This window comes from Citrobacter sp. CRE-46, assembly GCF_059615875.1.
In genome coordinates this window covers 2,589,308-2,613,931 of the sequence record NZ_CM184341.1, presented here as the reverse complement: position 1 = coordinate 2,613,931, position 24,624 = coordinate 2,589,308, and the positions used below count along the sequence as shown (strand labels likewise).

Below are 24,624 nucleotides of genomic sequence, written 5' to 3'. Positions count from 1 at the left end.
AATTAGCCAGCCGCCTTAACGATAAACGTCACCACGCCAAAGATATCCAGCGAGTCCTCGCTGCTGATTATGATGGGCGCGTAGGCTCTGTTCTCTGGCCTGAGCATCACAATTGGATGCAATTGCAGACGTTTAACGGTGAATTCACCCTCAATGGCGGCAATCACGATGTCTCCATGAGCCGGGTTTCTGGCGCTGTCGACAATCAGCAAATCCCCCTCACCGATCCCCGCCCCAACCATAGAATCACCCGATGATTTAACAAAATAGGTTGCGCTGGGATGCTGTACCAGCAGGTCATTGAGATCGATACCTTTCTCAACGTAGTCCTGTGCCGGAGAAGGAAAACCACAGGGCACAAGGTCGCTGAACAGGGGAAAATTTTTCGTTTGTCGACGTTTTGCAGGCTGGAAAAACAACATAATAATCGGCCTCTCACTTAACTGTATTTATATACAGTAGTTTTAATGAGGACGGCGATCAAGTGACGAAAGTAGCGAACTGGGTGTTGTTTAACCATCTCGTCGGTAAGCTTTTATCGCATCTGGAAAAATAATTTCTGTTTTATTCCGCAGAGGAAGATGTTCATTTAACCGGAACGATAAGGACGAAAGGTATCTCGATTTGAAAGGGGTAAAAAAGCCCCACACTTGCGGGGCGTTACGTCAGGAACGCTTACGCGGCATCATGCGCAGCAGCGTATTATCCTTCCAGAAGTAGTGATGCATCAGGGCGGCTGCGGCATGCAAACCAATAACAAAATAGCCCAGGTTTGCCAGCGTCACGTGCCAGGACTTCAGCATCTCCACGAGATCAACGTTGGCTTTTGCCGCATATGGCATGACAAGGCCAAATGCAAGCCACGGATTGCCCCGGTTGTACATCATCACCAGACCAATAATCGGCAACGCAATAAACAACAGATAGATGACCAGATGCCCCAGATGCGCCATTCCGGTCATCATCGGTTTCGGTTTTGGCACAATCGGCGGCGCCGGATATTTCAGCCTGACCAGCAGACGCGCCACCATCAGCGTTAAAATCGTGATGCCACAGGATACGTGCACCATGTTGAACAAGGGACGATAGCTACGCGGGAAAAACCCGCGAAACTCCATGGTGCTGTAGGCCACAATGACCAACAAAAAAACCAGCCAGTGAATACCAATTTGCAGGCCAGAATACTTATTCCCCATAACACTTCCTGAATAAAAACAATAATGCGTCAACATAACGGGCTTTTGTTAAAAATTCATTAATTTTTGTTCATCCATTATCAGTCAGTTACGTTTAAGCGCAAAAACAGCTATTGCCCCGGATGCCTGACTGGACTATGCCTGGTAGGGAAAATATGTCGTACCGCCTCATCCTGACAGGAGAAAACCATGAGAAAAATTGGCATTAACGGTTTTGGTCGTATCGGTCGTCTGGTATTGCGTCGACTACTGGAGGTCAAAAGCAGCGTGGAGGTCGTCGCCATTAATGACCTGACCTCGCCCAAAATTCTCGCCTATCTGTTAAAACACGACTCAAATTACGGTCCATTTCCCTGGAGTATCGACTTTACCGAAGACGCGCTGATTGTCGACGGTAAAAAAATCGCTGTTTATGCAGAAAAAGAGGCCAAAAATATCCCGTGGAAAACCACTGGCGCAGAGATCATCATCGAATGCACCGGTTTTTATACCTCAACAGAAAAAGCCAACGCGCACCTGGACGCAGGCGCCAAAAAAGTCCTGATATCCGCCCCAGCCGGGGATATGAAAACCATTGTTTTTAACGTGAACGACGACACGATGGATGCGAACGATCGAATTATCTCTGTCGCATCGTGCACCACTAACTGCCTGGCGCCGATGGCGAAAGCCCTGCATGACAACTTCGGTATTCAACTGGGCACCATGACAACCATCCATGCCTACACGGGGACACAATCGCTGGTAGATGGCCCTCGCGGAAAAGATCTGCGCGCCTCGCGGGCGGCGGCGGAGAACATCATTCCCCATACCACCGGTGCGGCAAAAGCGATTGGCCTGGTGATTCCGGCATTGAGCGGAAAATTAAAAGGCCACGCCCAGCGTGTACCGGTGAAAACCGGATCCGTCACGGAACTGGTGTCGGTATTAAGTAAAAAGGTCACCGCTGAAGAGGTTAATAACGCGCTGAAAAAAGCCACGCTGAATAATGAGTCATTTGGCTATACCGACGAGGAGATTGTCTCGTCAGATGTGATTGGCTCACATTTCGGTTCAGTATTTGATGCGACACAAACTGAGATTACCGAAGTGGGCGATCTGCAACTGGTAAAAACCGTCGCCTGGTACGATAACGAGTACGGTTTTGTGACCCAACTTATTCGCACGCTGGATAAATTTATCAAGCTCTGACGTTGTGGCGGAGGTCGAATGAACGGGATAGCTGCCAAAGTGTAAAAATTACGCCGGGTGACGTACAAACTCACCCGGCTAAAAGCTTAGGACTGCAGATAAACCACCTGCGTTTGCAGATATTCATTCAGGCCGTGTTTACCGTCTGCCCCACCAATCCCGGACTTGCGCCACCCCGCGTGGAAACCCTGCATTGCCTCGAAGTTTTCACGGTTAATATAGGTTTCGCCAAACTTCAACCCCTTAATCGCCTTCATCGCCGTGTTCAGATTTTGCGTGTAAATCGATGAGGTCAATCCATAATCGCTGTCGTTGGCCATCGTCAATGCCTCTTCCAGCGTATTAAACGCCACCACCGGCAGCACCGGACCAAAGGTCTCCTCGTGCATAATCGCCATCTCCTGACGCACATCCAACAATAATGTCGGCGGATAGTAATAGCCTTTGCCTTCTACCGCCTTACCGCCCAGCACTACTCTGGCCCCCTCCTGTACCGCTCGCGCAACTTTCTGCTCCACTCGTTCCAGCGCAGCGGCGTTAATCAACGGTCCCATCGCAATGTCATTGCGCTCAGCCGGATTGCCGAACTGTACGGCTTTCATCGCTTCACCCAGACGATTAACGAACTGGTCATAAATACCTTTCTGGACGTACACGCGTTCGGCGCAGTTGCATACCTGCCCGGTATTGATCACCCGTGAGTCAACAATTGCCTTTACGGCCAGCTCAAGGTCAGCATCATCCATCACGATAGCTGGGGCTTTGCCCCCCAGTTCCAGGCAGACTTTAGTGATGTTTTTGGCCGCTGCAGCCATAATTTTTTCGCCCGCTCCGACGCTACCGGTCATGCTGACCATTGCGACTTTCGGGTTTCCGGCCAGTTCCTGGCCGACCGTTTCACCGCGTCCCAGGACCAGATTAAATACCCCGCGAGGCAAGCCGATATCATCAACAATTTTGGCAAAGGCGATGGCGTTGTTGGGCGTAAACTCACTCGGTTTAATGACAATGGTATTGCCCGTCAGGAGCGCGGGGGCCAGTTTGCGAGCAATCAGGAAGAACGGAAAATTCCACGGCAGAATGCCCGTTGTCACGCCCAGAGCGCGCTTAAACAGCAGGATATTCTCGCCCGGGCGATCGCTTTGCAGGATCTCGCCTTCATAACGGCGCGCCCACTCGGCCATGTAATCGATATAATCGGCGGTAAATGCGACTTCAACGTCGGCCAGTTGCTGTATTTTCCCGCCTTCAGCCACTATCAATGCGCTGATTTCGCTGGTGCGTTGGCGGATACCCGCAGATATTTTGCGTAGCCAGTTCGCCCGTTCAATGGCAGGCAGCGCTTCCCATTCAGGCTGAGCGCGCTCGGCGGCGTCTATCGCTTTACGCGCATCTTCGGCACGTCCATCCGGAATACGTGAGATAACCTCTTCCGTGGCCGGATTGACGACATCAATCCAGGCGTCATCGTGCCAGGTCACAAACTGCCCATCGATATACATAGGATGTTGTACGGGTACTGACATGCGCTTCTCCTGTGATTGATTTGTTTTTAACAAGTAAAACTATTGTTAATTAATATCAATCATGCCTGACGAATTATCACTACAGTGACTGTTCTGTGAGCGGCTTCATAAAAGCGTCTGGCAAAGCGCTGATGAAAGGAAAAAACGGGCGGGATTTATGCCCGTTTGCAGCAAAACGCTTACAAACGGGCAGCGGGGATCACAGAGAGCGGCTCTCCAGTAAGTCTGACAACGCGGTATCGCTTTTCAGTTGCTGCCAGGCTGCCTCAACGTTACCGGGAATATCCACATGCACGATAAAATCGCGGCCACAGGGACCATAGCCATTAACATCGTCCCGCAGACGCGGCAACTCTCCGGTAATGAGCGAAAGATAGCGATCCACTGACCATAGCCCTTCGGCCGTCAGCGCAAAGTTCACGCCGTCGCCCTGTTGGACCAACTCCGGGACGAATCCCGGGAAACCCAACCAGCGCGGCGCATGCGGCTCATCGCGGGTTACGCGCTGAAAGGTGGCCATCGTTCGGCGTTGCATGGTCGGATCCTGTACCACAATGACGGTATGCATGCTTGCTGTCGCCTGGCTCAGTAACGCACAGCTAAATCGGGCATTCTCACCGCAGTTTGTTGACTGGTCTTCCACCCAAATCTTCTCCCCCGGAATGTGCCAGAACTGGTGAGCGATATCGGCAAGGATCGCCGCTTCCGCACGTCCGGTGGTTCGAATGATATTGTAGCGAGGATGTCGGGCAATCGCGTCATACAGAAAGCGCGTGGAATGGCCGATGCCCCCACTAATCAATAAGGGAACCTGTTGGTCTTTCGCGATCCGACAGGCAGCATCGATGGTCGGCATCACCGCGTTCCCCGCCAGAATTACGCAATCTGACTGAACCGTGATGCCCCCCGTAAAATCGCTCTGCGCCAGCCATTGCCCTACAGTATTGATCGCCGCCAGCGTGGTCGCGGAGAGCGTCGGAAACTGACTCATATTCATGACTCCTGGTGTTTATTCTTTACCGGGTACAGAGGCCGGATGGCGGTTACGCCTTGTCCGGCCGGTGGTTCAGCGCGGCGTTATCCCGTGATCTGATCCATCGCCTGCAGAATACGTTTATCTGAAATAGGGTACGGCGTACCAAGCTGCTGGGCAAAGTAGCTGACGCGCAGCTCTTCTATCATCCAGCGGATCTCTTTGACGTCGTCATCTTCACGGCGCGCAGGCGGTAGTTTATTGAACCATTGCTGCCAGGCCTGCTGCACACTATCCACTTTCAGCATCTGTGCACGGTCACGGTGCGGATCGATGGCCAGTTTTTCCAAACGTTTTTCAATAGCCTGCAAATAACGCAACGTATCGCCCAGGCGTTTGAAACCATTACCAGTGACAAATCCGCGGTACACCAGCCCGCTCATTTGCGCTTTGATATCTGAAAGCCCTAACGCCATGGTCATATCCACACGCCCTTTCAGACGCTTATTGATATTAAACACCGCGGTGAGGATCTGTTCGACCTGCTTCGCGATATCCACCACCGTATCGTTCAGTTCAGCCCGCACCTTCTCATGCAACGCCGCAAAGCCCTCTTCCGTCCACACGGGACCACCATGGGCGTCGATCAACCGATCCACACCGCAGGAGATACAGTCGTCAATCAACTCCAACACTTTGCCATACGGGTTAAAATACAACCCCAGCTTGGCTTTGTTAGGCAACTTCTCGTGTAAGTATTTGATCGGTGAAGGAATGTTCAACAGCAACAGGCGGCGTAAGCCGCACCACATAGCCTGTTGCTGCTCCAGCGGATTATCAAACAATTTGATGGCGACGCTGTCACGCTCATCGACCAGCGCTGGCCACGCTTTTACCTTATAGTTACCGCGTTTTTGCTCGTAACTTTCCGGAAGCTGTCCGAAGCTCCAGATATGCAATCCGCTCTGTTCGATACCGTCATCCGCCACCGCGGACAGCGTTTCCTGAACCTTACCCTTCAAGGCGTCTTTCAGATCCTGTAGCGAGCGTCCTTCCTGTAGCTTCTTGTTCTTGTCATCCACCACCCGGAAGGTGATTTTTAGGTGATCGGGTACCTGATCCCAATGCCAGTCATCGCGGTCAACGGTGACGCCGGTCATCCGGCGCAGTTCACGTTCCAGCGCGTCCAGCAGCGGCAGTTCCAGCGGCGTCACGCGGCCTAAAAATGCCTCAGCATAGTTCGGAGCAGGAACAAAGTTACGTCGTACCGGTTTCGGCAACGACTTAATCAGGGCGATCACCAGCTCGCGGCGCAGGCCAGGAATCTGCCATTCAAAACCGCTCTCTTCGATCTGATTAAGCAGAGGGAGCGGAATATGCACGGTCACACCGTCCGCATCGGCTCCCGGTTCGAACTGGTAGCTCAAACGCAGTTTGAGATTGCCCTGGTGCCAGAAGTTCGGATAATCCAGCTTACTGATTTTTTCCGCGCCCTCTTTGATAAGCATGCTCTTTTCAAAGTTGAGCAGGTCCGGGGTCTCGCGGGAAACTTTCTTCCACCAGCTATCAAAGTGGCGAGCAGAAATCACATCATGGCTAATACGCTGGTCGTAAAACTCAAACAGCGTTTCATCATCAACCAGGATGTCGCGACGGCGCGATTTATGTTCTAACTCTTCCACCTCCGCCCGCAGCTTCAGGTTGTCACGGAAGAAAGCATGGCGCGTTTGCCAGTCGCCCTCCACCAGCGCATGACGAATGAACAGTTCACGTGACAGCGCCGGATCGATCTGGCTGTAGTTCACCTTACGGGCAGCAACAATCGGTAAGCCGTAGACGGTGACCTTTTCTGTCGCCATGACCGCGCCCTGCGCGCGTTCCCAGTGCGGTTCGCTGTATGAACGTTTGATCAGATGCTGCGCAACTGGTTCCACCCATTCGGGATCGATACGCGCGGCAATACGCCCCCACAGGCGGCTGGTTTCCACCAGCTCCGCCACCATCGTCCACTTCGGCGGTTTTTTGAATAAACCGGAACCCGGGAAGATCGAGAAACGGGCGTTACGCGCACCGGTAAATTCCTGCTTATCGGCATCTTTCATCCCAATATGGGACAGTAAACCGGTCAACAATGCGACGTGGATCTCCCGATATTCAGCGGGTTCGCTGTTGACCGGAATGCCCAACTCTTTTACCACCTGGCGCAGTTGCGTGTAGATATCCTGCCATTCACGTACGCGCAGATAATTAAGAAAGTCGACTTTACACTGACGGCGGAACTGGTTTGACGACAACGCTTTTTGCTGCTCGCCGAGGTAATTCCATAAGTTCACAAACGCCAGGAAATCAGACTCTTTGTCATGGAAGCGGCGATGTTTCTCGTCGGAAGCTTGCTGCTTGTCCATTGGACGCTCGCGCGGATCCTGAATGGACAGCGCCGAGGTGATGATCATCGCCTCACGCACACAGCCATGTTTTTGCGCTTCCAGCACCATACGCGCCAGACGCGGATCCACCGGCAGTTGCGACAGCTGGCGGCCCAACGGCGTTAATTTGTAAGCGGTTGCCTGCTCATCGGTGGTTATCGCACCCAGCTCTTCGAGCAGGCGCACCCCGTCCTGAATATTGCGTTTATCCGGCGCTTCAACAAACGGGAACGCCGCGATATCCCCCAGCCCCAGCGCGGTCATCTGCAAAATAACGGACGCCAGGTTGGTACGCAGGATCTCCGGATCGGTAAACTCCGGACGCGACAGGAAGTCGTCCTCAGAATACAGACGAATACAGATCCCTTCCGAAACGCGACCGCAGCGGCCTTTACGCTGGTTGGCAGAGGCCTGCGACACCGGTTCAATCGGCAAACGCTGGACTTTCGTGCGATAGCTGTAGCGGCTGATACGCGCGGTGCCAGGATCAATGACATACTTGATGCCCGGTACGGTCAGCGAGGTTTCCGCCACGTTGGTGGCCAGCACAATACGACGACCGCTGTGCGACTGGAACACACGGTTCTGCTCGCTATTGGAGAGACGCGCATACAGTGGCAGCACTTCGGTGTGACGCAAATCCAGCTTATTCAGGGCATCAGCGGTATCGCGGATTTCGCGCTCGCCGCTCATGAAGATCAGTATGTCGCCCTGACTTTCACGGCCTAACTCATCTACGGCATCAAAAATTGCCTGCAACTGGTCACGCTCGGTGTCATCTGCGTCTTCAACAATCGGGCGATAGCGAACTTCCACCGGATAGGTGCGACCAGAGACTTCGATAATCGGCGCATTGTTGAAATGCTTAGAAAAGCGTTCCGGGTCAATGGTCGCCGAAGTGATGATAATTTTTAGATCCGGACGACGCGGCAGGAGTTCTTTCAGGTAGCCAAGTAGAAAATCAATATTCAGGCTGCGTTCATGCGCTTCATCGATGATGATGGTGTCGTACTGCATTAGCAGCCGATCCTGCTGGATTTCCGCCAGCAGGATACCGTCCGTCATCAGCTTAACCATGGTGTTGTCACTAACATGATCACTAAAACGGACCTTATAGCCGATACAGCCGCCCGGCTCGGTTTGCAGCTCTTCCGCAATACGATTCGCCACGGTACGCGCCGCCAGACGACGCGGCTGAGTATGGCCGATCAGCCCTTTCACCCCGCGCCCCAGCTCCATACAGATTTTCGGCAACTGGGTGGTTTTACCTGAACCGGTCTCACCAGCCACAATCACCACCTGATGGTCGCGAATGGCTTCCAGAATATCCTGTTTTTTCTGGCTGACAGGCAGGTTTTCCGGGTAGCTGATGACCGGACGCGCCGCTTCACGCAGCACAACTTTACCGGCTGCCTGCTCGATCTCTTTTGCCATCTCCTGGTAAATGGCCTGTTGTGCATCAGGATTTTTAACCTTCTTCACGCCGTGCAGCCGGCGGGCAAAACGCTGTCTGTCACGCAGCATCAGCGAATCCAGCTGTTGCTGCAACATGGTGAAGGTTAATTTTGGTTGTTCTGTCATAGCGTTAAAAGGCAGCGATCTGCCGGGTTAAATCTCTTTTAGATGATAGATATAGAGTACCACATCGGGGCTTTTCATGTGTTGTTCAATAATTTCGAACATAGGATTCGATATATTGCGCTATCACTGCGACAGGATTGTGAATAAAGTGTCAACAAGCAACGGGGCACTACCCCTTCAAACACATAAAAGGAAACACCCATGAGCAAGGTATTAGTTCTTAAATCCAGTATTCTGGCAGGGTACTCTCAGTCTGGTCAGTTGTCTGATTATTTTGTTGAACAGTGGCGTGAAAAGCACTCTGCTGATGAAATCACCGTCCGCGACCTGGCTGCAAACCCTGTTCCGGTACTGGATGGCGAACTGGTGGGTGCGCTGCGCCCAAGCGATGCGCCGCTGACGCCGCGTCAGCAAGAAGCGCTGGCGCTGTCTGACGAGTTGATCGCTGAGCTGAAAGCGCATGATGTGATTGTTATCGCCGCGCCGATGTATAACTTCAACATTCCGACGCAGTTGAAAAACTACTTTGACCTGATTGCCCGTGCCGGCGTGACCTTCCGCTACACCGAGAAAGGTCCGGAAGGTCTGGTGACCGGTAAACGCGCAGTAGTGCTGACCAGCCGTGGGGGTATTCATAAAGATACGCCGACTGACCTGATCACACCGTATCTGAACGTGTTCCTGGGCTTTATCGGTATCACCGACGTGAACGTGGTCTTTGCTGAAGGTATCGCTTACGGCCCGGAAGTGGCATCTAAAGCCCAGTCCGATGCGAAAGCCGCTATCGACAGCGTGGTTGCTGCCTGATAATTCACCCTCTCACCATCCGGTGGGAGGGATTCTCGGTACTTACTTCTTTGCCCGCACATGTACCTGCTTGCCGTGAATGCGATTAATATCACGCCAGATGGTGGCATACTCCCTGCACTTCGCCAGATTTTCTTCCCAGCAATGAAGTAAAAATTGTTCCGGCTCCGCGACATCCCGGCTTAATAGCTTGAATACCCAACGATTCCAGACATACCATTTGAGAAGCCACATGATTTCACTCCACGACGCGACCGGTGTTGAACTATATCAACATCCGTTTGATGCCGTGTGGCAACTATTGCGATGTCGATGAATAATCCGGAAGGATTCTCCACTTGTAATACCATTCCCCCAGTGGCGTTCAGAAATGATTATTCTTTCCTCAACCACTTACCATTAATACCTTGCACGTACTCCCCCGGTTTAGCGCGAGCGACTAACTTTTGTCCGGCCATTTTTGCCACTTCCTCTGGCGGAATATTATTGCTCTCAGCCAGCTGCTGATAACTGGCGCTTCGCGCCTTATTAATCTCACTCACCAGCGCCTGCGTTTCAGCATCGGTTTGTAATGCCACCAGATAACCATTGAGTGTTTCCCCCACTCGCCCCTGAGTTCTGGCTTCATTCAGGGTCAACGCCCATGCATTGCTGGTGATAAAACTCAGCGCCACCAGGATCGCTGCAAGCTGTTTTTTCATCATTACCTCAGAACAGATCGCTGCGCGATTTCAATAAGCTCTCGACGTCTTTATCAACTTTGATATGAATCTCATGTTCGATTTTGACGTTCATATTAATCGTGATCGGCTCTTTTGGCGCAGCCACTTCGATTCTCGGGGTACAACCTACCACCAGAGATGAAGCCAGCAACCCCAGCATGGCGGCTAACGTTTTCATTGTTGTTCCTCACATTCCTTGCCTTCCAGGCAATGGGTTTCCGGCAGCGTTGCATTTTGCTCAAGCCAAGCCTGTAAATTGTCGCCAAAACGCAAACTGCGCCATAGCGTAAAGACGTTTTCCTCGTGGGTGTAATTCAAATTAACCGTCCCCACTTTGCCATCTACCCGGCTATTGCCAGTAACGGTTGCCTGCATCGTTAAGACACCCAGGTTATCCAGGTTTATTTTCGTCCAGGAATGGGTTATTTCCATATAGCGCAGCCAGTTAATTGCCGCGCCAGCCGCCATATTATCTTTAACGACGGCATCCGCCGTGTCTTTATCAATACGCAGCGTCATCGGACCTGGGTTGGTTAACCAGCCGTCTTTGATGATCCACTTTTCGTTATCCAACCATAATGGCAACGCGCCGCTGACCGGACCCGACATAGCGAACTGCTTGGGGTTAACCGCGCTAATAAGCTCGCTGGAGGAGATATTCTGCACCCGTAATAAGGCCGGGTCGTGCTGTGGCATCCGCAGTTGCCGCATGATGACTTTGCCTCCCAGCAGTTCGGCGCTGACATCGCTCAGCAGTAACGGATTGCCTTCACTCCAGGGGTACGCTCCCTGCAGATCGGCAGTAATATTTTTCGCCGTCACCTGATTCACGACTTCCGCAATACGCAATGAAACAGGCCCACGCGTACCCAACTGCCATGCGCCTTCGCTAAACCGAAACGGTAAGATAAAATCGACGCCATTAATTTGGTTATCAGGCATCCAGGCGCTACCGCCTTTTAATACCCCATGACCGCCCGCTTCAAAGCCCTGTTCCGGTGCGGCCGAGAATGCGACCTGCGCATAGAGATCACCTGCACGCAGTTTCATTTTCCAGTCAGGCGGGAGCAGCGGCTGGAACACGGTGAGTGATTGTTTTGGCCACCAGGCCTGTCCGCGCAGACGGATCCCGTCCCAACGGCCATTTAGCTGTACGGGGCCAATCGCCCCTGCGTGAAGCTGGCCCTTGAACTGGAAAATCGTCGGGTCGCTGCCTTCCACGCTGAACTTTAGCGTTGAGGGAGGTAAGACGCTTCCGCCGGTGAAGACGGTTTTTCCTGCGTCCAGTGACAGTGCGCCGCTAAACGTCGGTTTGGTCGCGTCCCGTACCCATACGATCGGTTCGTCCATTACCAGGCGTGGGTTTTCCACCGTCATGGTGCCGTATTGCAAGTGGTCAAATCCGGTGGAGAGATCAAAGAGCTTCAGCGTGTTGTCATGCCACTCTCCCTTACCCGCCACGTCCCAGCGGGCATGCATCGGCGTAAAGCTGCCTTCGCCCCAGTAGCGCCATTGCCAACGACCAGCATCAGGAAGAAAATCATTTGCCAGACCATCCAGGTGCAGTTCAAAGCCCCCCATCTGGTTTTCATGCGCACGCAAAATAGCCTGTAGACGACCATCCACACCGCGTTGTGTTACCTTTACGCCCGCCAGCGGCCAACGAATCTCGTCAATATCCAGCGAATCAATTACCCGCCCCCGCGAACGCAACAGCGCCCCTGGCTCAAACGCCAGTTGCGGATCGTTCAGGCTACCGGTGAGTTTGGCGGGTAATTTCGCGTAGAAGATCAGATCGCCCTGTTTCGCTTCGCCGATCAGCTGTAACGGCATCTCGTTGTTATCGATACCCAGCTTACCCGGCCCCAGCGTTAAAACAGCGTTTCCTTTGCCTGCATCGCCTTGCGTCAGAACGTTCAGCCGCCCGCTCACCACCGCGTTTTCCAGCCCGGCCTGCCAGTTTTCAACTTTCATGCCCAGCCGTCCGCTTAACGGGAATCCCTGATAAGGCCAGTTCCAGCGACCGTCGCTGATGGTCAACTGCTGGCGGGTTATTTCCCACGGAAGATCGAGCAGCGGATCGGCACTATCGCGCGCCATGACGATCAGTTGTCCGCTGTTTTTTTGCCACTCCAGTTCGGCGTCCACAAGCGTAGGCTCCTGCGGCAAGTTCAGCGTCGCAACGGCATGACCGCTCACCGGTAACCCATCAGGAACCAGCGGCATGGTAAATTCACCGACCAGTTTTACCGGCGGTTGCCCTTCAAATGCAGCGACATCCAGCTCATTTACCGTGAGATTTTGCCCGTGCAGCCGCCCCTGGAATTTAACCTTTTCCCCCTGGTAGCGCAGTTGCTGAGTAGAGGGCGTTAGCGAAAGCGACAGTTTCCCCTGCCATTCCTGCCAGGGAGAGAGAATAAGTTTGTCGATGTTAATCCAGGTATTGGGCAGCATCGATTGCCATTCAGCCAGCGTTTTGGGTGCTACCGGAGACGCTTCTGTCTGCGGTAATTTGGCCAGGCAAGCGGAATCCAGCTCAATTGTCCCGACATTGAGCAACCAGCGGCTGGGATGGGACAGGTCCGCCTGAGTAATGCGCGCCAGCGGGCAATCATCGACCAGATAGCGGAGTTCCGGGATATGCAGCCCATGCCGTGTCAGCCGTGGACTCTCATCCAGCGCGATACGTGTCCCCACAGGTAACCAGATGCCCACCAGGGTCGGGACCCACAGGCCAAGCGTCATCACCAGCGTCAGCGGCACGAGAATCAATAATAAGAGGAGTGCCAGAACGGCTTTATATTTACCCTTCATGGGTAGTTAATATCCTGAATTAGCAAAATTTAAGCCGGTTTAGGCCTGTATTGTGGCATGTTTAACTGCATATGCCCACATTAAGGACAGATAACAGCGCTATGTGGCACGCTGTTACACATGCCGTCAGGAATGATTCCAACACAGTAGCGCGTGGATTCGGACTCAATGATGGTTCAGTTGTCCATCGCTATGTTTAGGTCCTATCCGACCAGCCTCTATCAGTATTTCTTCTATAAGTTCTTCAAGACACTCCTTGCCATGATGATCACAGACAAGATGCACCTGGCGGGAAATTTCTTCAGGTTTCATTCCATCGCATAAAGCCGCCTTAAGCATTAAGGTGGCCCATCGTTTTGCTTCAGAGTGAGTTAGCATAACTCCTCCCGATATCTGCTACCTGTATAAGCGTAGCTGTCTGGATGTGAATCACCTGGCTTTTTACCCACACTACCTGCTCAGCGAATGGAAAATATCCAGTTGTTGAAATCGCGTAACCTGCCCACACTAACAAAAGATACGCTTTAAACATTCATTACTTCTATGGCTATCAATAACTTTTTAAATTTTGTAAAATAATTTTAATTGGATTAATGTGACGTCAAAATCACTGGAGAAAGTCTTATGAAACTCGCCATCTATAGTACAAAACAGTACGACAAAAAGTATCTGCAGCAGGTTAACGAGGCTTTTGGTTTTGAACTTGAATTTTTTGACTTTCTGTTGACGGAGAAAACAGCTAAAACAGCCCATGGTTGCGAAGCTGTATGCATCTTCGTCAACGACGATGGCAGCCGACCGGTTCTGGAAGAACTCAAAAAGCTGGGTGTGAAATATATCGCCCTGCGCTGCGCCGGGTTCAATAACGTCGATCTCGACGCAGCAAAAGAGCTGGGTCTGCAGGTGGTACGCGTCCCGGCCTATTCGCCTGAAGCCGTCGCAGAGCATGCGATTGGCATGATGATGACCCTGAACCGCCGTATTCATCGCGCGTATCAACGTACCCGTGATGCCAACTTCTCTCTTGAAGGGCTGACCGGCTTTACCATGTATGGCAAAACGGCCGGGGTGATTGGTACCGGTAAAATCGGTATTGCTGCGCTGCGGATCCTGAAAGGTTTTGGTATGCGCCTGCTGGCGTTCGATCCCTACCCAAGCGCCGCTGCTCTGGAATTAGGCGTGGAATATGTCGATCTTAAAACGCTGTTTGCTGAGTCCGACGTTATCTCCCTGCACTGTCCGTTAACGCCGGAAAATTATCATCTGCTCAATCAGGAAGCCTTTGAGCAAATGAAAAACGGTGTGATGATTATTAACACCAGTCGCGGAGCGCTGATCGATTCACAGGCGGCTATCGATGCCCTGAAAAACCAGAAAATTGGTTCTCTGGGTATGGATGTGTATGAAAACGAACGCGATCTGTTCTTTGAAGATAAATCCAATGATGTGATTCAGGATGATGTGTTCCGTCGCCTGTCAGCCTGCCATAACGTGCTATTTACCGGGCATCAGGCGTTTCTGACCGCCGAAGCGTTGACCAGCATTTCTGAAACGACACTGCAAAATCTGGAACAAATCTCCAAAGGCGAAACCTGTCCAAACGCCCTCTTTTAATCCCTGTGCTCCCCTGATTTAAGGGGGGCATTTTCAGACAATTGCCGATGATAAAACAGTCAGTATCATTATCATATTGAATGTATTCCGGTCACGAAATTAGAGAATGTTAATGAAGAAAGTTGTCACGTTGATTGCCCTCAGCACGCTGATGGCTGGCTGTGTGAGTAATGGAAACGTTTCCGTCAATCGCGACCAGTTACAGCATCACCGTTTCGTTTTGCAGAGCGTGAATGGTAAAGCCGTTACCGTCGCCAATAACCCACCCGAATTGAGTTTTGGCGAAAACATGACGGTATCGGGAAAGATGTGTAATCAATTCCACGGTCAGGGCAAGTTGTCCGACGGCGAGTTGAAGGTGAAAGATATGGCGATGACCCGTATGATGTGCGCCGATCCACAGCTTAACGCGCTCGACGGTATCGTCAGCGAAATGTTTAAGCAAGGCGTACAGGTAGATTTGACTGCTGACCAGTTGACACTGGCGACAGCAGAACAAACGCTGACGTATAAACTTGCGGATTTAATGTAATGAACGCGCAGGCTCAATAGCTTCCACAGCTTCCGGCGGCAAGCGACTGCTCACTACAGCGTTTGCCGTTGGGTAGCGCGCACATCCCGATGGCTGAGCCATCCAGCTGACGCGCAACGGAGAGCGAACCACCAATCATGGCGCAATTTGCTTCTCCAGAACTGGACATTGCTGCCTTCATGCCCGGTGCGACATGTGCTGCCGTTGCCTGCTGAACAGGTTCACTGCTACACGCCGATAATAATAACGCGGCACACCCTACCCAAAACGCTGCGCGCATCTTACTCCCCTCTGAAGATTAACCAAACGACACAGCCATAAATAATAGGCAGCAGAGACACCGCCGTCGAGAGGCAAACCACGCATTTATGCGCGCTGTTTACATTTTTTGGCAATTTTTTGGCTGCTCCTTTGATCAAACCATACATTCTCATAATTCCAGGGACACAAAAGCGAAAATGCGCCTGAATGGCTTTTGCTAAAATAGAAGGATAATTACAGGACTCGCAACGCTTTCGCGAGTCCCTCTTTTTGCGCAATGTAAGGGTGTCAGTATGCAAACAATTGACGGTAATGGTGCGGTTGCTTCGGTCGCATTTCGTACCAGCGAGGTTATCGCCATCTACCCGATTACGCCCAGTTCGACGATGGCGGAACAGGCGGATGCCTGGGCCGGAAACGGGCTTAAAAACGTGTGGGGAGATATCCCTCGCGTCGTAGAAATGCAGTCGGAAGGCGGTGCGATTGCGACCGTTCACGGCGCGTTGCAGACCGGTGCGCTCTCTACGTCGTTTACCTCATCACAGGGTTTGCTGTTGATGATCCCAACGCTGTACAAACTGGCCGGTCAGTTGACCCCGTTTGTACTGCACGTTGCAGCGCGAACTATTGCCACGCACGCGTTATCGATTTTTGGCGATCATTCCGACGTGATGGCTGTACGCCAAACAGGGTGCGCGATGCTGTGCGCCAGTAGCGTGCAGGAAGCGCAGGATTTTGCGCTGATTTCACAAATGGCGACCCTGAAAAGCCGGGTTCCGTTTATTCATTTCTTTGATGGATTCCGTACATCTCATGAAATCAATAAAATTGTGCCGCTGGCTGATAACACCATCCTCGGGCTGATGCCTCAGGCGGAGATCGATGCTCACCGCGCTCGGGCACTAAATCCAGAGCATCCGGTTATCCGCGGTACATCAGCGAATCCGGACACCTACTTCCAGTCACGCGAAGCGACAAACCCATGGTACAACGCGGTTTACGATCACGTAGAACAGGCGATGAACGACTTCGCCGCAGCCACGGGCCGCCAGTACCAGCCATTTGAATATTACGGTCATCCGCAGGCAGAACGCGTCATTATTTTAATGGGCTCGGCGATTGGCACCAGTGAAGAAGTTGTCGAAGAGCTGATGGCGCACGGCGAGAAAGTTGGTGTGCTGAAAGTCCGTCTGTTCCGCCCCTTCTCCGCCAAACATTTACTGCGCGCGCTGCCGGAAAGCGCGCGCAGCATCGCCGTTCTGGATCGCACCAAAGAACCCGGCGCGCAGGCAGAACCATTATATCTGGATGTCATGACCGCGCTGGCGGAAGCTTTTAACTGTGGCGAACGAGAAACCTTACCGCGTGTGATTGGCGGACGCTATGGTCTTTCGTCCAAAGAGTTTGGCCCCGACTGCGTCATGGCGGTCTTTAATGAGTTGAATAGCACGAAACCTAAACCACGCTTCACGGTCGGTATCTATGATGATGTCACCAATCTGTCATTGCCGTTGCCGGAAAACACCCTGCCCGGCACCGCTAAGCTCGAAGCGCTGTTTTACGGCCTGGGTAGCGATGGCAGCGTGTCGGCCACCAAAAACAATATCAAGATTATCGGTAACTCTACGCCATGGTATGCGCAGGGTTATTTCGTGTATGACTCGAAAAAAGCAGGCGGCCTGACCGTCTCCCACCTGCGCGTCAGTGAGCACCCCATTCGTTCAGCGTATCTGGTTTCACAAGCCGATTTTGTCGGCTGTCACCAGTTGCAATTTATCGATAAGTACCAGATGGCCGAACGCCTGAAACCTGGCGGTATATTCCTGCTTAATACCCCATACAGTGTGGATGAAGTCTGGGCGCGTCTGCCGCAGGAAGTTCAGGCGGTGCTGAATCAGAAGAAAGCCCGTTTCTACGTGATTAATGCGGCTAAAATCGCCCGTGAGTGTGGTTTGGCGGCGCGTATAAACACCGTGATGCAAATGGCGTTCTTCCACCTGACGCAAATTTTACCAGGCGACAGCGCGCTGGCAGAGTTGCAGGGGGCGATTGCGAAAAGCTACAGCAGTAAAGGCCAGGATCTGGTCGAACGTAACTGGCAGGCGCTGGCTCTGGCGCGTGAATCCGTCGCCGAAGTGGCCCTGCAGCCTGTTGATCCGCATAGCGCCAACCGCCCACCGGTGGTTTCTGATGCCGCACCAGACTTCGTGAAAACCGTCACCGCAGCAATGCTCGCCGGTCTGGGCGATGCGCTGCCCGTTTCCGCGCTACCGCCGGACGGTACCTGGCCAATGGGGACTACGCGTTGGGAAAAACGCAATATCGCCGAAGCGATCCCAATCTGGAAAGAAGAGCTGTGTACGCAATGTAACCACTGCGTTGCCGCCTGCCCGCACTCGGCTATCCGCGCCAAGGTGGTTTCCCCAGAAGCGATGGAAAACGCCCCTGCCAGCCTGCATTCTCTGGATGTGAAATCACGCGATATGCGCGGCCAGAAATATGTCCTGCAGGTTGCGCCTGAAGATTGCACCGGTTGTAATCTGTGCGTCGAAGTGTGCCCGGCGAAAGATCGCCAAAATCCTGAGATCAAAGCCATCAATATGATGTCGCGCCTTGAGCATGTCGAAGAAGAAAAAGTTAACTATGACTTCTTCCTCGATCTGCCGGAGATTGATCGCACCAAACTGGAACGTATTGATATTCGCACCTCGCAATTGATTACACCGCTATTTGAATATTCCGGCGCCTGCTCAGGCTGTGGTGAAACGCCGTATATCAAACTGCTTACGCAGTTGTACGGTGACCACATGTTGATTGCGAATGCCACCGGGTGTTCATCAATTTATGGCGGTAACCTACCCTCAACGCCATACACCACCGATGCCAATGGGCGTGGGCCAGCATGGGCAAACTCGCTGTTTGAAGATAACGCCGAGTTTGGTCTGGGCTTCCGTCTGACGGTGGATCAACACCGGGCGCGCGTTATGCGTCTGCTGGAGCAGTTTGCCGATAACATCCCGGCTGAACTCAATGACGCTTTGCACGCAGAAGCCACGCCGGAGGTCCGTCGTGAGCAAGTCGCGGCCCTGCGCGAGCATCTGAAAGATGTCGAAGGCGCACAGCAGTTGTTAACCGATGCCGACGCGCTGGTTGAGAAATCCATCTGGCTGATTGGCGGCGATGGCTGGGCCTACGATATTGGCTTCGGCGGGTTGGATCACGTTCTTAGCCTGACCGAGAACGTCAATATTCTGGTGCTGGATACCCAGTGTTACTCCAACACGGGTGGGCAAGCGTCAAAAGCCACGCCTCTTGGGGCCGTCACTAAATTTGGGGAGCACGGCAAACGTAAGGCTCGTAAAGATCTTGGCGTCAGTATGATGATGTACGGGCATGTTTATGTCGCGCAGATTTCCCTGGGCGCCCAGTTGAACCAGACGGTGAAAGCTATCCAGGAAGCGGAATCCTATCCGGGGCCGTCGCTGATTATCGCGTATAGCCCTTGTGAGGAACATGGTTATGACCTCGCGTTGAGCCACGATCAGATGCGTCAGCTCACGGCAACCGGGTTCTGGCCGCTGTATCGCTTTGATCCGCGTCGTGCTGACGAAGGTAAACTGCCGCTGGCGCTGGATTCTCGCCCGCCGTCAGATGCTTTGGCTGAAACTTTACTTAACGAGCAACGCTTCCGCCGCTTAAATGCCCAACAGCCAGAAGTCGCTGAACAGCTGTGGAAAGATGCAACAGCCGATCTGCAAAAACGCTACGATTTCCTGGCGCAACTGGCAGGTAAAGCGGAAAAGAGCGGAACCGAGTAATACGTTTAGATCACTATTAAAGTGGAACGAAAAAAAAGCCCGAACAGTTGTTCGGGCTTGTCAATTTATTCGCTGGCTAATTAATATTGGCTATCAATACGACAACGAAAAAATAAAACGTGACAATAAAGGCATATAACACGCGCAGAATAGCTCAACAAAATTCACTTGTATAATTTTTATTTTATATATATTAAATCCATACATTCATAATAATTATCACTGTTTCTGTAGAATTATTTATTTAAGGTTTTACTTAAGACGTAACAATTCATATTTATCTGTTTACGGAACTTCTCCTTTAGCATGCTTTTACTCCCTACATGGGTAGTCACAGGTTAATAAAAAAACTAAAGGATTATTTCAATGAACAGAAAAGTACTGGCTCTCGTAATTCCTGCCCTGCTGGCTGCAGGCGCGGCTCACGCTGCTGAAGTTTATAATAAAGACGGCAACAAATTAGATCTCTATGGCAAAGTAGACGGCCTGCATTACTTCTCTGACGACGCGAACAGCGATGGCGATCAGACTTATATGCGTATGGGCTTCAAAGGCGAAACCCAGGTTAACGATATGATCACCGGCTATGGCCAGTGGGAATATCAGGTTCAGGCTAACACTACCGAAAACGATAAAGGTAACTCCTGGACTCGTCTGGCGTTCGCGGGTATTAAAGTTGGTGACTACGGCTCATTCGACTACGGTCGTAACTACGGCGTACTGTACGATGTGGAAGCCTGGACCGATATGCTGCCAGAATTCGGTGGTGACTCCTACACCAAAGCGGATAACTTCATGACCGGTCGTGCTAACGGCGTAGCGACCTACCGTAACACCGACTTCTTTGGTCTGGTTGACGGTCTGAACGTTGCACTGCAGTACCAGGGTGCTAACGAAAATCAGGTTACCAACGAGCAGGAAGGCACCAATAACGGTGGCGACCGTAATATTAAGAACTCCAACGGTGACGGCTTCGGTATCTCCTCTACCTACGATCTGGGCATGGGCGTAAGCTTCGGTGCTGCCTATACCTCTTCTGACCGTACCAACGAGCAGGTGAACCATTCTACCGCTGGTGGCGATAAAGCTGATGCGTGGACTGCTGGCCTGAAATACGATGCAAACAACATCTATCTGGCAACCATGTACTCCGAAACCCGTAATATGACTCCGTATGGCGGCTCTGACGGTAGTGATAATACTATTGCCAACAAAACTCAGAACTTCGAAGTTACTGCGCAATACCAGTTCGATTTTGGTCTGCGTCCGGAAGTGTCTTTCCTGATGTCTAAGGGTAAAGACCTGAATATGCCTGGTAATGCTGCAAGCCCTGCAGGAACTACTGGCGATAAAGATCTGGTTAAATATGCTTCTGTAGGTGCGACTTACTTCTTCAACAAAAACTTCTCCACCTACGTTGATTACAAAATCAACCTGCTGGACGAAGACGACAGCTTCTACACTCGCAATGACATCTCTACCGATGACACTGTAGCTCTGGGTATGGTTTACCAGTTCTAATTTTGTCAGCCCGCCGGCAACGGCGGGTTTTCTTTCTGTTATCGCAATTCTGTTTTATCCAGATCAAAACATTATATCTGTTGCTTCAAAACACATCCCTGATAGATGATATATTGCATAAAGACCTGTAGTAGAGGATACCTGCAATGAATCATCACCCTGTAAAATCATCCCGTATTGCATCCGTCGGTTATGACGAATCCTCCTGCACGCTTGAAATTCGCTTTCATCAATTGTCTACGCTGCAATACCAGCATGTGCCTGCCCGTATTTTTCGTGATTTCCTGAGCGTAGTCTCTAAAGGTCGATTTTATGATGGGGTAATAAAAGGAAAATTCCCTGAAATCAAAATAAAGTGATGCCAAAATGTGATCTTTGTCATTGTACATAAAGTGCCATTACGCGGTAAGCTTTAGATGGATACTTAAACAGGAGGTTTTATGAACAGAACGATTCTTGTACCCATCGATATTTCAGACTCAGAATTAACTCAACGCGTTATTGCCCATGTTGAAGCAGAAGCAAAAATTGACGATGCGCAGGTCCATTTTTTGACCGTTATTCCGTCACTGCCCTATTACGCTTCCCTGGGACTGGCCTACTCGGCAGAGTTGCCGGCCATGGACGATCTGAAAGCCGAAGCGAAATCTCAACTGGAAGAGATTATCAAGAAGTTCAATATCCCAACGGACAGAGTACACGTTCATGTCGCGGAAGGTGCGCCGAAAGATAAAATTCTGGAGATGGCTAAAAAATTACCGGCTGATATGGTCATTATCGCTTCTCACCGACCTGACATCACCACTTACCTGCTGGGCTCTAACGCCGCGGCCGTGGTGCGTCATGCTGAGTGTTCAGTTCTGGTTGTCCGCTAAGCTGTCTGGCCCGCACATCGTGGCGGGCTTTTTGTTTTCCCCTTCATACCCCTCGATTCCTGTCCTAAATGTGCTGACATTTTTCCCGCTTATCCGTACCATACACGCCACGGTTTTTATATCAGACTTCTTTTGCCGGACTATCCGGCGTGATGCATACTCTTCTGATGCCACACTATGAATTGAGCCTCTATTAAATGTCGCAAAATCAAGATATTAGCAAGAAAGAACAATACAACCTGAACAAATTGCAAAAACGTCTGCGTCGCAACGTGGGCGAAGCGATTGCCGACTTCAATATGATCGAAGACGGCGATCGCATTATGGTGTGCCTTTCCGGAGGGAAAGACAGCTATACCATGCTGGAGATCCTGCGTAATTTGCAGCAAAGCGCCCCGATCAGTTTTTCCTTAGTTGCGGTTAATCTCGATCAGAAACAACCCGGCTTCCCCGAGCATATTCTGCCGGAGTATCTGCAACAGTTGGGTGTTGAGTATAAAATCGTCGAAGAAAACACCTACGGGATCGTCAAAGATAAAATTCCTGAAGGCAAAACGACCTGCTCGCTCTGCTCTCGCCTGCGTCGCGGCATTCTGTACCGCACGGCAACCGAGTTAGGCGCCACCAAGATTGCGCTCGGCCACCATCGTGATGACATCCTGCAAACGCTGTTTTTAAACATGTTCTACGGCGGGAAAATGAAAGGTATGCCGCCGAAGCTGATGAGCGATGACGGTAAGCACATCGTGATCCGTCCACTGGCCTACTGCCGTGAGAAAGATATTGAGCGTTTCTCCGAAGCGAAAGGTTTCCCAATTATTCCGTGTAACCTGTGCGGCTCCCAGCCTAATCTGCAACGTCAGGTCATCGCTGATATGCTGCGCGACTGGGACAAACGCTATCCAGGCCGCATTGAAACCATGTTCAGCGCAATGCAGAACGTTGTGCCTTCTCATTTGAGTGATATCAATCTGTTCGATTTTAAAGGCATTAAACACGGTTCAGAGGTGGTGGACGGTGGTGATTTAGCGTTTGACCGCGAAGAGATCCCGCTGCAACCCGCGGGCTGGCAGCCAGAAGAGGATGATGCTCAACTGGATGAGCTGCGCCTGAACGTGGTGGAAGTGAAGTAACTTATCATGCCAGATAAGCGGAGCGCCATCAGGCGCTCCGACGCGCATTTATTTCAATAAACGAACGCGGCAGGTCTTGCCTTTAATCTTACCGTTTTGCAATTGTTTCCATGCCTTATGCGCCACAGTCTGGCGAACAGCGACGTAAACATGCGCCGGATGGACGGCGATTTTGCCGATATCAGCGCCAGCCAGACCAATATCACCGGTCAGAGCGCCCAGAACATCGCCGGGACGCATTTTAGCCTTTTTACCGCCATCAATGCATAACGTGGCCATCTCAGCGTTTAGCGGCAGAATTGAACCATTGCCCGGCGCAGGCAACCAGTTCAGTTTTAGCTGCAGCATTTCAGCCAGGATATTGGCACGTTGCGCTTCTTCCGGCGCGCAGAAGCTAATCGCCAGACCGCTGTTGCCAGCGCGAGCGGTACGGCCAATACGATGGACATGAACTTCCGGATCCCACGCCAGTTCGAAATTAACCACCAGTTCCAGCGACTTGATATCCAGGCCACGCGCGGCCACATCGGTAGCGACCAGTACACGTGCGCTGCCGTTAGCAAAACGTACCAGCGTCTGATCGCGATCGCGCTGTTCAAGATCGCCATGCAATGAGAGTGCGCTTTGCCCCGCCGCATTCAGTGCATCGCATACGGCCTGACAATCTTTTTTGGTATTACAAAAAACCACACAGGATGCAGGCTGGTGCTGGCTGAGCAATTTTTGCAGCAACGGAATTTTGCCGTGGCTGGACGTTTCAAAAAACTGCTGTTCAATGGCTGGCAGCGCATCAACCGTATCAATTTCGATCGTTAGCGGATCTTTCTGTACCCGGCCGCTGATGGCGGCAATCGCCTCCGGCCAGGTCGCAGAAAAAAGCAAGGTCTGACGTGATGCAGGCGCAAAGCGGATCACCTCATCAATCGCGTCGCTAAACCCCATATCCAGCATACGGTCGGCTTCATCCATCACCAGCGTATTCAGCGCCTCCAGAGAAACGGTGCCTTTTTGCAGGTGGTCAAGTAAACGCCCCGGCGTGGCGACAATAATATGTGGCGCATGTTGCAGGGAGTCACGCTGTGCGCCAAAGGGCTGGCCGCCGCACAGGGTTAAGATCTTGGTATTGGGCAGAAAGCGCGCTAAACGACGCAGTTCCCCTGCCACCTGGTCGGCAAGCTCACGCGTTGGGCACAGCACCAGAGACTGCGTCTGAAACAGCGCGGCATCAATATGCTGCAACAACCCCAGACCAAAAGCAGCCGTTTTGCCACTGCCGGTTTTAGCCTGCACGCGAACATCCCTCCCCGCCAGGATTGCCGGTAACGCAGCAGCCTGGACAGGCGTCATTTCAAGGTAGCCCAGCTCGTTGAGGTTCTCGAGTTGGGCGGCAGGTAAAACATTCAGGGTTGAAAAAGCGGTCACAATTTAATCTCGCGGTAAAAACTCACATTCAGCAGGCGCGTATCCTCGCAGATCTGCGCCCGCGATGCGACAATTTAATCGGCTCCTCATCTGGTGGCGGATCCGGCATCGGCTGCGGACGAGGTAGCGGATCGGGAACAGGAACCGGGTCGGTGGGTAGCGAATCAGCGTTTGGTACTTGCCACTGTAGCATTGCAATCAGACAGGTCATA

General features: G+C 51.9%; 22 protein-coding genes. 9 read left to right on the top strand and 13 right to left on the bottom strand.

Features of this window, described 5'->3' with window-relative positions:
- Window positions 1–2: 2 nt before the first annotated feature.
- Together AC534G_RS12675 and cybB are read right to left on the bottom strand one after the other, a co-directional pair.
- Complete coding sequence (locus AC534G_RS12675) at window positions 3–422, bottom strand: translesion error-prone DNA polymerase V autoproteolytic subunit (RefSeq protein WP_038640795.1); 420 nt, start codon at window positions 420–422, stop codon at window positions 3–5.
- Between the two features lie 243 nt (window positions 423–665).
- Window positions 666–1,196: a cytochrome b561 gene (gene cybB, locus AC534G_RS12670; protein WP_110497996.1), complete on the bottom strand. Its 531-nt coding sequence runs from the start codon at window positions 1,194–1,196 to the stop codon at window positions 666–668.
- Window positions 1,197–1,385: 189 nt separating this feature from the next.
- Here cybB and gap point away from each other — a divergent pair, with 189 nt between their 5' ends.
- Complete coding sequence (gene gap, locus AC534G_RS12665; protein WP_199981088.1) at window positions 1,386–2,387, top strand: type I glyceraldehyde-3-phosphate dehydrogenase; 1,002 nt, start codon at window positions 1,386–1,388, stop codon at window positions 2,385–2,387.
- Window positions 2,388–2,473: 86 nt separating this feature from the next.
- Here gap and aldA read toward each other — a convergent pair whose 3' ends face one another.
- The 3 genes from aldA to hrpA all read right to left on the bottom strand — a co-directional run bounded on the left by aldA (window position 2,474) and on the right by hrpA (window position 8,893).
- Window positions 2,474–3,913 carry an aldehyde dehydrogenase gene (gene aldA, locus AC534G_RS12660; protein ID WP_199981089.1) on the bottom strand — a complete coding sequence of 480 codons (1,440 nt, stop codon included), beginning with the start codon at window positions 3,911–3,913 and terminating at the stop codon, window positions 2,474–2,476.
- Between the two features lie 199 nt (window positions 3,914–4,112).
- Window positions 4,113–4,910, bottom strand: coding sequence for a YdcF family protein (locus tag AC534G_RS12655; protein ID WP_199981090.1), 798 nt, complete (start codon window positions 4,908–4,910; stop codon window positions 4,113–4,115).
- A gap of 80 nt (window positions 4,911–4,990) precedes the next feature.
- Complete coding sequence (hrpA, locus tag AC534G_RS12650) at window positions 4,991–8,893, bottom strand: ATP-dependent RNA helicase HrpA (protein WP_110497988.1); 3,903 nt, start codon at window positions 8,891–8,893, stop codon at window positions 4,991–4,993.
- A gap of 201 nt (window positions 8,894–9,094) precedes the next feature.
- Between hrpA and azoR the strand changes: the two genes are divergently transcribed.
- Window positions 9,095–9,700 (top strand): FMN-dependent NADH-azoreductase, encoded by a 606-nt coding sequence (gene azoR, locus AC534G_RS12645; RefSeq protein WP_006684422.1) that lies wholly within the window; start codon window positions 9,095–9,097, stop codon window positions 9,698–9,700.
- A 42-nt stretch (window positions 9,701–9,742) separates the two neighbouring features.
- Here the strand turns inward: azoR and AC534G_RS12640 are convergent, their stop codons facing one another.
- The 5 genes from AC534G_RS12640 to AC534G_RS12620 all read right to left on the bottom strand — a co-directional run bounded on the left by AC534G_RS12640 (window position 9,743) and on the right by AC534G_RS12620 (window position 13,614).
- Window positions 9,743–9,934 carry a hypothetical protein gene (locus AC534G_RS12640; protein WP_042308220.1) on the bottom strand — a complete coding sequence of 64 codons (192 nt, stop codon included), beginning with the start codon at window positions 9,932–9,934 and terminating at the stop codon, window positions 9,743–9,745.
- 140 nt (window positions 9,935–10,074) lie between these two features.
- On the bottom strand, window positions 10,075–10,401 hold the full coding sequence (locus AC534G_RS12635; protein ID WP_038640808.1) for a YdbL family probable chaperone protein: 327 nt from the start codon (window positions 10,399–10,401) through the stop codon (window positions 10,075–10,077).
- Between the two features lie 7 nt (window positions 10,402–10,408).
- Window positions 10,409–10,600 carry a YnbE family lipoprotein gene (locus tag AC534G_RS12630; protein WP_069324957.1) on the bottom strand — a complete coding sequence of 64 codons (192 nt, stop codon included), beginning with the start codon at window positions 10,598–10,600 and terminating at the stop codon, window positions 10,409–10,411.
- Window positions 10,597–13,236, bottom strand: a complete 2,640-nt coding sequence (locus tag AC534G_RS12625) for a YdbH family protein (protein ID WP_110497986.1) — start codon at window positions 13,234–13,236, stop codon at window positions 10,597–10,599. Before AC534G_RS12625 ends, AC534G_RS12630 begins: the two co-directional genes overlap by 4 nt.
- A 165-nt stretch (window positions 13,237–13,401) precedes the next feature.
- Window positions 13,402–13,614 carry a hypothetical protein gene (locus AC534G_RS12620; RefSeq protein ID WP_074458538.1) on the bottom strand — a complete coding sequence of 71 codons (213 nt, stop codon included), beginning with the start codon at window positions 13,612–13,614 and terminating at the stop codon, window positions 13,402–13,404.
- A 246-nt stretch (window positions 13,615–13,860) separates the two neighbouring features.
- Between AC534G_RS12620 and AC534G_RS12615 the strand changes: the two genes are divergently transcribed.
- Both AC534G_RS12615 and hslJ read left to right on the top strand, forming a co-directional pair.
- On the top strand, window positions 13,861–14,850 hold the full coding sequence (locus AC534G_RS12615) for a 2-hydroxyacid dehydrogenase (RefSeq protein WP_038640813.1): 990 nt from the start codon (window positions 13,861–13,863) through the stop codon (window positions 14,848–14,850).
- Between the two features lie 112 nt (window positions 14,851–14,962).
- Window positions 14,963–15,382 carry a heat shock protein HslJ gene (gene hslJ / locus AC534G_RS12610; protein ID WP_110498825.1) on the top strand — a complete coding sequence of 140 codons (420 nt, stop codon included), beginning with the start codon at window positions 14,963–14,965 and terminating at the stop codon, window positions 15,380–15,382.
- A 13-nt stretch (window positions 15,383–15,395) separates the two neighbouring features.
- Here the strand turns inward: hslJ and AC534G_RS12605 are convergent, their stop codons facing one another.
- Window positions 15,396–15,662: a putative hemolysin gene (locus AC534G_RS12605; protein WP_003833199.1), complete on the bottom strand. Its 267-nt coding sequence runs from the start codon at window positions 15,660–15,662 to the stop codon at window positions 15,396–15,398.
- Between the two features lie 274 nt (window positions 15,663–15,936).
- Between AC534G_RS12605 and nifJ the strand changes: the two genes are divergently transcribed.
- The 5 genes from nifJ to ttcA all read left to right on the top strand — a co-directional run bounded on the left by nifJ (window position 15,937) and on the right by ttcA (window position 22,990).
- Window positions 15,937–19,461, top strand: coding sequence for a pyruvate:ferredoxin (flavodoxin) oxidoreductase (nifJ, locus tag AC534G_RS12600; RefSeq protein ID WP_110497984.1), 3,525 nt, complete (start codon window positions 15,937–15,939; stop codon window positions 19,459–19,461).
- Window positions 19,462–19,827: 366 nt separating this feature from the next.
- Window positions 19,828–20,982: a porin OmpC gene (gene ompC / locus AC534G_RS12595; RefSeq protein ID WP_110497982.1), complete on the top strand. Its 1,155-nt coding sequence runs from the start codon at window positions 19,828–19,830 to the stop codon at window positions 20,980–20,982.
- Between the two features lie 146 nt (window positions 20,983–21,128).
- Window positions 21,129–21,341, top strand: coding sequence for a KTSC domain-containing protein (locus AC534G_RS12590; RefSeq protein ID WP_069324961.1), 213 nt, complete (start codon window positions 21,129–21,131; stop codon window positions 21,339–21,341).
- A gap of 81 nt (window positions 21,342–21,422) precedes the next feature.
- Window positions 21,423–21,857 carry a universal stress protein UspF gene (gene uspF, locus AC534G_RS12585; protein WP_006684401.1) on the top strand — a complete coding sequence of 145 codons (435 nt, stop codon included), beginning with the start codon at window positions 21,423–21,425 and terminating at the stop codon, window positions 21,855–21,857.
- 197 nt (window positions 21,858–22,054) lie between these two features.
- Window positions 22,055–22,990 (top strand): tRNA 2-thiocytidine(32) synthetase TtcA, encoded by a 936-nt coding sequence (gene ttcA, locus AC534G_RS12580; RefSeq protein WP_110497980.1) that lies wholly within the window; start codon window positions 22,055–22,057, stop codon window positions 22,988–22,990.
- A gap of 48 nt (window positions 22,991–23,038) precedes the next feature.
- On the opposite strand, the gene dbpA is transcribed toward ttcA, so the two are convergent.
- Both dbpA and ynaL read right to left on the bottom strand, forming a co-directional pair.
- Window positions 23,039–24,412 (bottom strand): ATP-dependent RNA helicase DbpA, encoded by a 1,374-nt coding sequence (gene dbpA, locus AC534G_RS12575; protein ID WP_069324962.1) that lies wholly within the window; start codon window positions 24,410–24,412, stop codon window positions 23,039–23,041.
- 28 nt (window positions 24,413–24,440) lie between these two features.
- Window positions 24,441–24,605, bottom strand: coding sequence for a proline-rich small protein YnaL (gene ynaL, locus AC534G_RS12570; RefSeq protein ID WP_369708829.1), 165 nt, complete (start codon window positions 24,603–24,605; stop codon window positions 24,441–24,443).
- Window positions 24,606–24,624: the final 19 nt, after the last annotated feature.